The sequence below is a fragment of the Streptomyces sp. NPDC059010 genome (genome assembly GCF_042740355.1).
Lineage (GTDB): Bacteria > Actinomycetota > Actinomycetes > Streptomycetales > Streptomycetaceae > Streptomyces.
Genome location: NZ_JBHYJA010000023.1, coordinates 53,198 through 61,696, shown reverse-complemented (window position 1 = coordinate 61,696; position 8,499 = coordinate 53,198). Strand labels below are relative to the sequence as shown.

The window sequence follows — 8,499 nt, the reverse complement described above, 5'->3', positions numbered from 1 at the left end:
CGCGCCGGGTACGACAGCGGTCCGGGCGGGGTCAGCTCGGGTCGGGTGCGTCGACCACGGCGAGGGTGCCGTTCAGATAGGCCGCCCGTGTGGCGTGGCGCTGGATCTTGCCGCTGGACGTCTTGGGAATGGTGCCGGGCCGGACCAGGACCACGTCGCGCAGCGACAGGCCGTGGGCCTCGCCGGTCCCGCTGCAGATGACGTCGATGATCTTCTCCGCCTCGGACACCGCGTCCGGCGCGATCTCGGCGACGACGACGGCCTGTTCACCGCCCGCCGCCCCGTCCACGGAGAACGCGGCGGTGCAGCCGGGGCGCAGGGCCGGGTGGGCCATCTCGGCGGTCAGTTCCAGGTCCTGCGGGTAGTGGTTGCGACCGTCGATGACGATGAGGTCCTTGAGGCGGCCGGTGACGAACAGCTCGCCGTCGCGCAGGAATCCGAGGTCGCCGGTGCGCAGGAAGCGGCCGTCGTGGCCGGTCAGGGTGGCGCGGAAGGTCTCGCGGGTGGCGAGGGCGTTGCGCCAGTAGCCCTTGGCGACGCTCGGGCCGCGCACCCAGATCTCGCCGGTCTCGCCCTCGGGGAGTTCCTCGCACCGCTCCGGGTCGGCGATGGCGACGGTGACATCGGGGCCGGGACGGCCGGAGCTGACGGCGGCGGCGTCCGACTGGCCGGCATGCGGGCCGGTTTCGGCTGCCTGGAGCAGGGTCGGCGGGGTGTGGACCGTGCTGCCGGTGACCATGAGGGTGGCCTCGGCCAGGCCGTAGCAGGGGTAGAAGGCCTGGCGGCGGAATCCGGCCGGGGCGAAGGTGTCGGCGAAGCGTCGCAGGGTGGCGGCGCGTACGGGTTCGGCGCCGTTGAAGGCGACCTTCCAGCTGGAGAGGTCGAGTTCGTCGAGGAGCCGGGGGCCGGCGTGCTTGAGGCAGAGTTCGTAGGCGAAGTTGGGGCCGCCGCTGGTGTGCGGGCGGTAGCGGCTGATCGCGGTCAGCCAGCGCTGCGGTTGCTGCAGGAAGTGCAGCGGCGAGAAGAGGGTGGCGGTCACGCCGAGGTAGACGGTGTTGAGGACGGGGCCTATGAGGCCCATGTCGTGGTAGACGGGCAGCCAGCTGACGAACATCTCGTGGCCGTGCTCCGCGATGGCGTCCGGAGTGTGGCCCATGCGCTCGGTGATGACCCGTTCGTTGTCGAGCAGGTTTTTGTGGGTGACCATCACGCCGCGCGGGGCTGAGGTGGAGCCGGAGGTGTACTGGAGGAAGGCGACCGAGTCGGCGCTGAGGTCGGGCTCGCGCCAGGAGGCGGCGGCCTCGTCGGGGATGTCCTCGGTGGCCACGCGGGGGATGTCGGCGAGCTCGGGCAGGTGCTCGGCCATGCCGGACAGCGCCGTGATCACCTCGCGGCCGCCCAGGATCACCTTGGCGTCGGCGTCGGCGACGAGGCGCTTCATCCGGACCAGGGCGCGGTGGTTCTGTGCACGGCCCTGTGGCGGGACGCCCGGTACGGCGACGACGCCGGCCGCGAGGCAGCCCAGGTAGCCGCTGATGAAGTCGGGGCCGGGCGGGTAGAGCAGCACGGCACGGGCACCGGCCAGGCCGCGTTCCTGCAGCCAGGCGGCGATGGCTCGGGCGCGGTCGGCGAGACGGCCGTACGAGATCTCCAGGATCTCGCCGTCGGTGTCGCCGGTGACGAGATGGCGGTAGGCGGTTCGGTCGGGGTGGTGCGAGGCGTGCTCGGTCAGCAGATCGACCAGGGAACGAACCATGTTGCGAGTCTCACCTGTCTGGATCGGTGGGCGAGGAAGTGGAATTCGAGGGGCGCGTCAGGCGGACGCGCGGACGCCTCGGTCGATCCGGCCCCCTTGCCGGACCTTCCGTCTCGACGACCCGCCGAGATGGTGTGACGCCGGTCGAGTCGTGGCGCTGGTCGGCCGACCCTCCGCGCCCTCGTTCAGTTTGCTACCGGCGAGTAGCACCATAGCAACTCGGTCCGGTCCGACGGGCCGAACGAAAGTAAACCCTACGTGTCCAAAAGATGGTTGACGAGGCAAGAAGCCGCGCAGAAGCGCCACCGGGGCGCACGGGCCCGGACAGGCGAAAGCCCGGACACCTCGGCTTCCTCGGCATCCGGGCGGGTGGGCTGGGCTCGGTCAGCCGCCGTTCAGTCGCGTGCGCAGGAGCGCCTTGCCCATTTCTGCGCCCTTGCGACTGTCCGCCTGGGCCTTGCGGAACAGGTCGGCCACCTCGGTGTCCTTGCCGCGTTCCGCGTCCTGGATGTAGGTCTCCAACCGCAGCGCGTTGCTCAGGCACGCCTCGACGTACCAGATCAGGTTGTAGTCCTTGTCCGGCGTACCGGTCACGCCACCGGTTTCCGTACCACTGGTCATGCGGGCCTCCTCCGGCGTTCTCGTTCCTGGATTCGCCGAGTACCCGCCGCCAGGACGGGCACACACCCCGCCGTCAGAGGCGGGCACTTACGTCAACTCCCCCATTCCATATGCCATTTCAGACAGTTGACGCAGATACGAGCAGAGCCCCGACACTTTCGAAACGAAGTGTCCGCCGACCGTGCGAGATCAGTCGATGACGGTGTGTACTGTGCTCCGAGCGCCTCGACCCATGGCTCTGGCCCAGCCCTGCCCGACCGCCCCCGAACCGACCCTGGGAAACCGACTCGATGATCGAACTACCGGACCTGGCGACCGGCGGGCTCGCCGTCGGCATGCTGTCCGCGCTCGCCCTGGGCGGCGGGCTGCTGCGCGCTCAGCGGCAACAAGCGCGCCAGCGGGCCGAGATCGCAGCGTTACGCCATCAACTCGACGGCGCGGTCAGGGCGTTCACGGCCGAGGTGGAGCACCTGGCGGCACGGCGTGTCCCGGCCGCCGCCCGGCAGCTGGCGCACCCGCATGTCACCGTGCCGGGGCCGCTGGATCCGCGGACCGCGGGGTCGGCGCCGGCTGTGGCACTGGAGCATGTCCTGGTCGGGCTGCGCACCGAGCTGGCCACGCAGCGCACACGGATCGACGCGGCCGCACAGGCCGGTATGCGCGGGGTGACACGCGAGATCCAGGCGGCTCTGTACCGGCTGCAGGACGCGTTGCGCGGGCTTCAGCAGAAGTACGACGACCCGGAGTTGGCGCAGACCCTGTTCCGGCTCGACCACGAGAACGAGCAGTCGCTGCGGCGTGCCCAGGTCGCCGCCGTGGTGTGCGGGGCGTGGGTCGGGCTGGCCCGCGAGGAGTCGCATCTGGTGGACGCGGTGACCGGCGGCCAGGCTCGGCTCGCGGGCTATCACCGGATCCGGGTGCACAACCATCTCGCGGCGGGGACTGGGCTCGTGTCGCATGCCGTCGAGCCGGTCGCGATCATCGTCGCCGAGCTCCTCGACAACGCCCTGCGGCACTCCGCGCCGGACACGGACGTCGTGGTCAACCTGGAGCAGGTCCATCACGGCGTCTGCGTCACGGTCGACGACGCCGGTCTGGGAATGACCCAGGACGAACGCGCCCGCGCGCAGCGGCTGGTGGCGGGTTCCGAGCCGATCCTGCTCACCGAGCTGGGCGATCCGCCGCGCATGGGGTTCGCCGCGATCGGGCAGCTGACCCGGCAGTTCGACCTGAGCGTGGACGTGTCGTCGCCGTCGCCGTACGGCGGGGTGCGGGCGGTGCTGCGGGTCGAGAGCCACCTGCTCAGCCGTATCGACTCCGCCGAACGACCGCCCGCCGCCAGCGCGCCGCGCTCCACCCGCAGGGCTTCCGGGGACGACGCGCCACCCGCCGGGACCAGGGACACGCCACCCGCCGGGACCAGGGACACGCCACCTGCCGGGACCAGGGACGCAGCTCTCGACGGGACCGAGGACGAGGCAGCCGTCGAGGCTCGGGCCGAGGCGCCCGTCGAGTCCCGCAGCGACGCGCCTGTCCAGGCCCCGAGCGAGACGCCCGTCCCGGCCCCGAGCGACGCGCCCGTCACGGCCGGCGACCGGGCATCCGCCGGCCCACAGGACACGGCTTCCGTCGGCCGCCGGCGTGAGTCGTCCGCCGGCTCCCGAGGCGAGGCGTCCGGCACCTCGCACGGGTACGGGGCCGAGCATGATCACGACGCCTCCGGCACCGCGTCCGGGCATCACGCCGCGCGCGAAACCGGTGGCCTGCCGCAGCGGCGGCGCCGCCCGCGGGTGACCGCCGCGCCGGCCGACACGCCCGAACCGCGGCCCGCGACACGCCGTCCCGAGCAGGCCGCCGCCGCGCTGGGCGCGCTGCAAGCCGGCACGTTCGCGGCCCGGTCGGCGGCCGGTGAGCGCACCGACGACGCCTCGACGGCCGTACCGGACTCCCAGGCCGTAGCGGAATCCGCGGCCGTACGGGATTCCAAGGCCGTACGGGAATCCGCGGCCGTGCCGGAATCCGTCCGAACAGTGCCGCAGCGGGCCGAAGCCGCGGCGGACGACACCGATGAGACCGACGTTGAAGGGGGAACGGCTCGATGACCGGCCGCGATGTGGGAGACACCGCGTGGGTGCTGGACCCGATCCTGCAGGTGCCGCATGTGGTGGCCGCCGTGCTGCTCACGCGCGACGGACTGGTGACCGGGTACACGGACGCGCTCACCCGGCCCTCGGCCGAGCGGGTGGCGGCGATCACCAGCACGGTGCAGGGCGCGTGCCGCACCGCGGCGGCCGCGTTCGCCGACCGGGACCGGTCCGAGGTGAGACAGGTCGTCATCGAGTCGGACCACGGCTATGTGCTGATCGTGCCGACGGACCACGGCACCTGCGTCGCCGCGTACGGAGACGAGGAGGTGCGCCTGGATCTGCTGGCGCACCGGGTGCACTCGCAGGTGGCCAAGCTGGGCGAGAAGGCGATGGCCGCCGCGCCCCGAGGTGCCGACGGCGGCGCGCCGGCATGACCGGCCGCCGTGGTGGCCGCCCTCTGGTCCCCGCGTATCTGTCGACCGGCGGTGTGGCCCGGCCCAGCCGGGCCCATCTGGAGCGGCTGTCGGTGCTCACCGGCACCCGCGAGCCCGCCCCCGCCGGACTGCCCGCAGCCCAACTCGCCCTGCTGGACGCCCTGCACGACGGTTCGCTGACGGTCGTGGAGGCCGCGGCGCTGCTGCGGTTGCCGGTGTCCGCGGTGCGTGTCCTGGCGGCGGAACTCATCGACCGGGACCTGGTGCTGGCCCGTGCGCCGATCCCGCCCGCCGCACGCTTCGACCCCGACCTGCTGAAGAGAGTGGCCGATGGCCTTCGCGCCCTCAAGCACACCTAGCGACACTAGTGACACCCGCGACACCGCGAGTCCGTCCGTGGACGTCCATCTGCCGGACACCGCCCGCGACCTGGTCAAGATCCTGGTCGCCGGCCCGTTCGGCGTGGGCAAGACGACCCTGATCGACTCGGTCTCCGAGATCCGGCCGCTGCACACCGAGGAGCCGCTGAGCGAGGCGTCCGCGCAGGTGGACGATCTCGCCGGGGTGCGCGACAAGTCGACGACCACCGTCGCGGTCGACTTCGGCCGGATCAGCCTGCCGGGCGGGGTCGTGCTGTATCTGTTCGGCACGCCCGGACAGGAGCGGTTCCGTGCGCTGTGGGACGACATCGCCTACGGCGCGCTGGGCGCCCTGGTCCTGGTCGACAGCCGCCGGATCGACGCGTCGTTCGACGTGCTGGGGCTGGTGGAGGAGTCGGAGCTGCCGTACGCCGTCGCGTTCAACGCGTTCCCGGACGCGCCCCGGCACCACACCGCACAGCAGTTGCGCGCCGCCCTGGACCTGGAGGCGGGCACGCCGATGGTGACGTGCGACGCGCGGGACGCGGACTCGTCCGTCGACGCGCTGCTCGCACTGGTCCAGCATCTGATCGACCGTCACGCTCCGGAGGACCGGTGACCACGCACTCCCCCGACCGGCAGGCCTTCTCCCGCTCGGCGCCCGTGCGCCTGTGGGAGGACGGTTTCGCGGTGGATCCGTACCGCTACTACGACGCCCTGCGCGCCCAGGGGCCGGTCGGCTGGGCGGAGTTGGCGCCCGGGGTCCCGGCGTATGTCGTCACCGGCCGGCGGGCGGCGCTGGATCTGCTGCACGACACGGACACGTTCTCGCACGACCCGCGGCCGTGGGAGGCCACGGTCGCCGACGACTCGCCGGTCCTGGGCATGATGCGCTGGCGGCCCAACACGCTGTTCGCCGACGGCGCGGCCCATGTCCGCTACCGCGGCTCGCTGATCGACATGTTCGACCGGATCGAGCCGCACGATCTGCGGGCCCGGGTGCACCGGGCGGTACGGGTGCTGGTGGGCCGGTTCGGGCCGCGAGGCGAGGCCGATCTGGTGGGCGAGTTCGCCCGGCCGCTGATGGCGCTGGTGTTCAACAGCCTCTTCGGGCTCCCGGACAGCGACAGCGACCGGCTCGACGTGGCGCTGGGCAAGATGATGGAGGGCGGCGCCGAGGCGGCCGAGGGCGAGGCGGAGTACGGCGGCTACGTGCTGGAGCTGATCGCCGCCAAGTCGGAGCGGCGGGGCGACGACCTGCCCAGCTGGCTGCTGGACCACCCGGCCGGGCTGACGCCCGAGGAGGTCACCTGGCAGGTGTTCCTCACCCTGGGCGCCGGGCACGAACCGACGGCCAACCTGGTGTCGAACGCGCTGTCCCGGATCCTCGGCAACCCGCGGTACTACTCGACCCTGACCAGCGGTGCCCGGCCCGTGATGGACGCGGTGGTGGAGGTGCTGCACCACGAGACGCCGCTGGCCAACTACGGCATCCACTACGCGCGTCGGCCGGTGTCCTTCCACGGCGCGTGGATCAGGGCGGCGGTGCCGGTGGTCGTCTCGTACGGGGCGCTGGCGCTCGCGCAGGACGCGAACGGCACGGAAGGCGCCCCGGCGGGCGAGCCGGAGCCCGTCGGCGGCCGCCATCCCAAGGACGCCTCACATCTGTCCTGGTCGGCGGGCCCGCACGCCTGCCCGGTCCGGCAGCACACGCTGCTCATCGCGACCGAGGCGATCGAGCGGCTCACCCAGTGGCTGCCCGATCTGGAGCCGGTCCTGCCGCGCGACCGCCTGACCTGGCGGCCCGGCCCCTTCCACCGCTCACTGACCGCCCTGCCCGTCCGGTTCAGCCCTCGTACCCCCGACCAGCCAGGAGCCCCGTCATGACCGCGACCGACCGCACCGAGCGCTTCGCCATCGACCCGTTCGGTGCCGACATCCCCGCCGAGAGCGCCCGGTTGCGCGCCCTCGGCCCGATCGTGCCCGTGGAGCTGCCCGGCGGCATTCCCGCCTGGGCGCCCACCCGCTACGACACCCTCAAGGAACTCATCCTCGACCCGCAGGTCAGCAAGGACCCCCGGCTGCACTGGAAACTGTTCCCGGAGGTCGCCGAACACCCCTCCTGGGCCTGGATCCTGGGCTGGGTCGGCGTGATCAACATGCTCTCGACATACGGCCCCGACCACACGCGGCTGCGCAAGCTGGTCGCGCCGAGCTTCACGCAGCGGCGTACGGAGAAGATGCGTGAGCGGGTGGAGGCGATCACCGCGGACTTGCTCGACGCCCTCGACAAGGGCGACGACGAGGTCGATCTGAAGGCCGGGTTCGCCCACCCCCTGCCGATGCGGATGATCTGCGAACTGTTCGGTGTGCCCGAGGAGTTGCGGGACGCCACCGGGACCCTCATCGCCGCCATCATGGACACCTCCGACCCGAGCCCGGAGCACGCGGCGTTCGTGCAGCAGCAGATCGGCACGGTGCTGGGCGCGCTGATCGCCCATCGCAGCGAGCATCCCGGGGACGATCTGACGACCGAGCTGATCCGGGTGCGCGACGAGGACGGCGACCGGCTCAGCGACGAGGAGTTGCTGTACACGCTGCTGCTGGTGATCGGCGCCGGATTCGAGACGACCGTCAATCTCATCGGCAACGCGGTGGTCGCCCTGCTGAACCGTCCCGAGCAGCTGGCGGCGGTGCGGTCCGGGCAGATCGGCTGGGACGCGGTGATCGACGAGACGCTGCGGGTGCACCCGTCGATCGCGTCACTGCCGCTGCGGTTCGCCGTCAGCGACCTCAAGGTGGGGGACGTGACCATCCCGGCCGGGGACGCCATCATCACGACGTACGCCGCCGCCGGGCTGGATCCCGCGCACTACGGGCCGGACGCGGACACCTTCGACGCCGCACGCGAGGCCGACGACCATCTGGCGTTCGGGATCGGCGTGCACCGCTGCATCGGCGCCCCGCTGGCCCGCGTCGAGGCCCTGACGGCCCTGCCCGCCGTCTTCGACCGCTTCCCCGGCATGCAGCTGGCCGTCGCGGCGGAGGAGCTGCGTCAGGTGCCGTCGTTCATCGCGTTCGGCTGGCAGGAGATTCCGGTGCGGCTGCGGGGCTGAGGGCCTGTGAACCGCTGTCGGCGCGGGGGGGCCCCCCCCCCCCCCCCCCCGGGCGGTGCCCCCGCGGCGGAGGAGCTACCGACACGCGCGGGGGGGGGGTGTAGTCATATATCGCCCCGCTGCCCG

The 8,499-nt window shown here is 72.3% G+C and carries 8 protein-coding genes; 6 read left to right on the top strand and 2 right to left on the bottom strand.

Annotation, left to right across the window (positions count from 1 at the left end; genetic code table 11):
* Nucleotides 1-31 precede the first annotated feature (31 nt).
* Together ACFWYS_RS24835 and ACFWYS_RS24830 are read right to left on the bottom strand one after the other, a co-directional pair.
* Nucleotides 32-1,756 carry a fatty acyl-AMP ligase gene (locus tag ACFWYS_RS24835; RefSeq protein WP_384772914.1) on the bottom strand — a complete coding sequence of 575 codons (1,725 nt, stop codon included), beginning with the start codon at nucleotides 1,754-1,756 and terminating at the stop codon, nucleotides 32-34.
* Between the two features lie 384 nt (nucleotides 1,757-2,140).
* Nucleotides 2,141-2,377, bottom strand: a complete 237-nt coding sequence (locus ACFWYS_RS24830) for a hypothetical protein (protein ID WP_384772911.1) — start codon at nucleotides 2,375-2,377, stop codon at nucleotides 2,141-2,143.
* Between the two features lie 290 nt (nucleotides 2,378-2,667).
* Here ACFWYS_RS24830 and ACFWYS_RS24825 point away from each other — a divergent pair, with 290 nt between their 5' ends.
* The 6 genes from ACFWYS_RS24825 to ACFWYS_RS24800 are packed head-to-tail and all read left to right on the top strand — an operon-like array spanning nucleotide 2,668 to nucleotide 8,373.
* Nucleotides 2,668-4,479, top strand: coding sequence for an ATP-binding protein (locus tag ACFWYS_RS24825; RefSeq protein ID WP_384772908.1), 1,812 nt, complete (start codon nucleotides 2,668-2,670; stop codon nucleotides 4,477-4,479).
* Nucleotides 4,476-4,898, top strand: a complete 423-nt coding sequence (locus ACFWYS_RS24820; RefSeq protein ID WP_384772906.1) for a roadblock/LC7 domain-containing protein — start codon at nucleotides 4,476-4,478, stop codon at nucleotides 4,896-4,898. The genes ACFWYS_RS24825 and ACFWYS_RS24820 overlap by 4 nt, the downstream gene beginning before the upstream one ends.
* Nucleotides 4,895-5,257 (top strand): DUF742 domain-containing protein, encoded by a 363-nt coding sequence (locus ACFWYS_RS24815; RefSeq protein WP_384772903.1) that lies wholly within the window; start codon nucleotides 4,895-4,897, stop codon nucleotides 5,255-5,257. Before ACFWYS_RS24820 ends, ACFWYS_RS24815 begins: the two co-directional genes overlap by 4 nt.
* Nucleotides 5,229-5,876, top strand: coding sequence for an ATP/GTP-binding protein (locus tag ACFWYS_RS24810; protein ID WP_384772900.1), 648 nt, complete (start codon nucleotides 5,229-5,231; stop codon nucleotides 5,874-5,876). The genes ACFWYS_RS24815 and ACFWYS_RS24810 overlap by 29 nt, the downstream gene beginning before the upstream one ends.
* On the top strand, nucleotides 5,873-7,144 hold the full coding sequence (locus ACFWYS_RS24805) for a cytochrome P450 (protein ID WP_384772896.1): 1,272 nt from the start codon (nucleotides 5,873-5,875) through the stop codon (nucleotides 7,142-7,144). Before ACFWYS_RS24810 ends, ACFWYS_RS24805 begins: the two co-directional genes overlap by 4 nt.
* Complete coding sequence (locus ACFWYS_RS24800) at nucleotides 7,141-8,373, top strand: cytochrome P450 (protein WP_384772893.1); 1,233 nt, start codon at nucleotides 7,141-7,143, stop codon at nucleotides 8,371-8,373. Before ACFWYS_RS24805 ends, ACFWYS_RS24800 begins: the two co-directional genes overlap by 4 nt.
* Nucleotides 8,374-8,499: the final 126 nt, after the last annotated feature.

What these genes read in the sequence shown, in the direction of transcription:
- ACFWYS_RS24820 (WP_384772906.1), top strand. Translation starts at nt 4,476, where the DNA reads ATGACCGGCCGCGATGTGGGAGACACCGCGTGGGTGCTGGACCCGATC.
- ACFWYS_RS24825 (WP_384772908.1), top strand. Translation starts at nt 2,668, where the DNA reads ATGATCGAACTACCGGACCTGGCGACCGGCGGGCTCGCCGTCGGCATG.
- ACFWYS_RS24800 (WP_384772893.1), top strand. Translation starts at nt 7,141, where the DNA reads ATGACCGCGACCGACCGCACCGAGCGCTTCGCCATCGACCCGTTCGGT.
- ACFWYS_RS24815 (WP_384772903.1), top strand. Translation starts at nt 4,895, where the DNA reads ATGACCGGCCGCCGTGGTGGCCGCCCTCTGGTCCCCGCGTATCTGTCG.
- ACFWYS_RS24830 (WP_384772911.1), bottom strand. Translation starts at nt 2,377, where the DNA reads ATGACCAGTGGTACGGAAACCGGTGGCGTGACCGGTACGCCGGACAAG.
- ACFWYS_RS24810 (WP_384772900.1), top strand. Translation starts at nt 5,229, where the DNA reads ATGGCCTTCGCGCCCTCAAGCACACCTAGCGACACTAGTGACACCCGC.
- ACFWYS_RS24835 (WP_384772914.1), bottom strand. Translation starts at nt 1,756, where the DNA reads ATGGTTCGTTCCCTGGTCGATCTGCTGACCGAGCACGCCTCGCACCAC.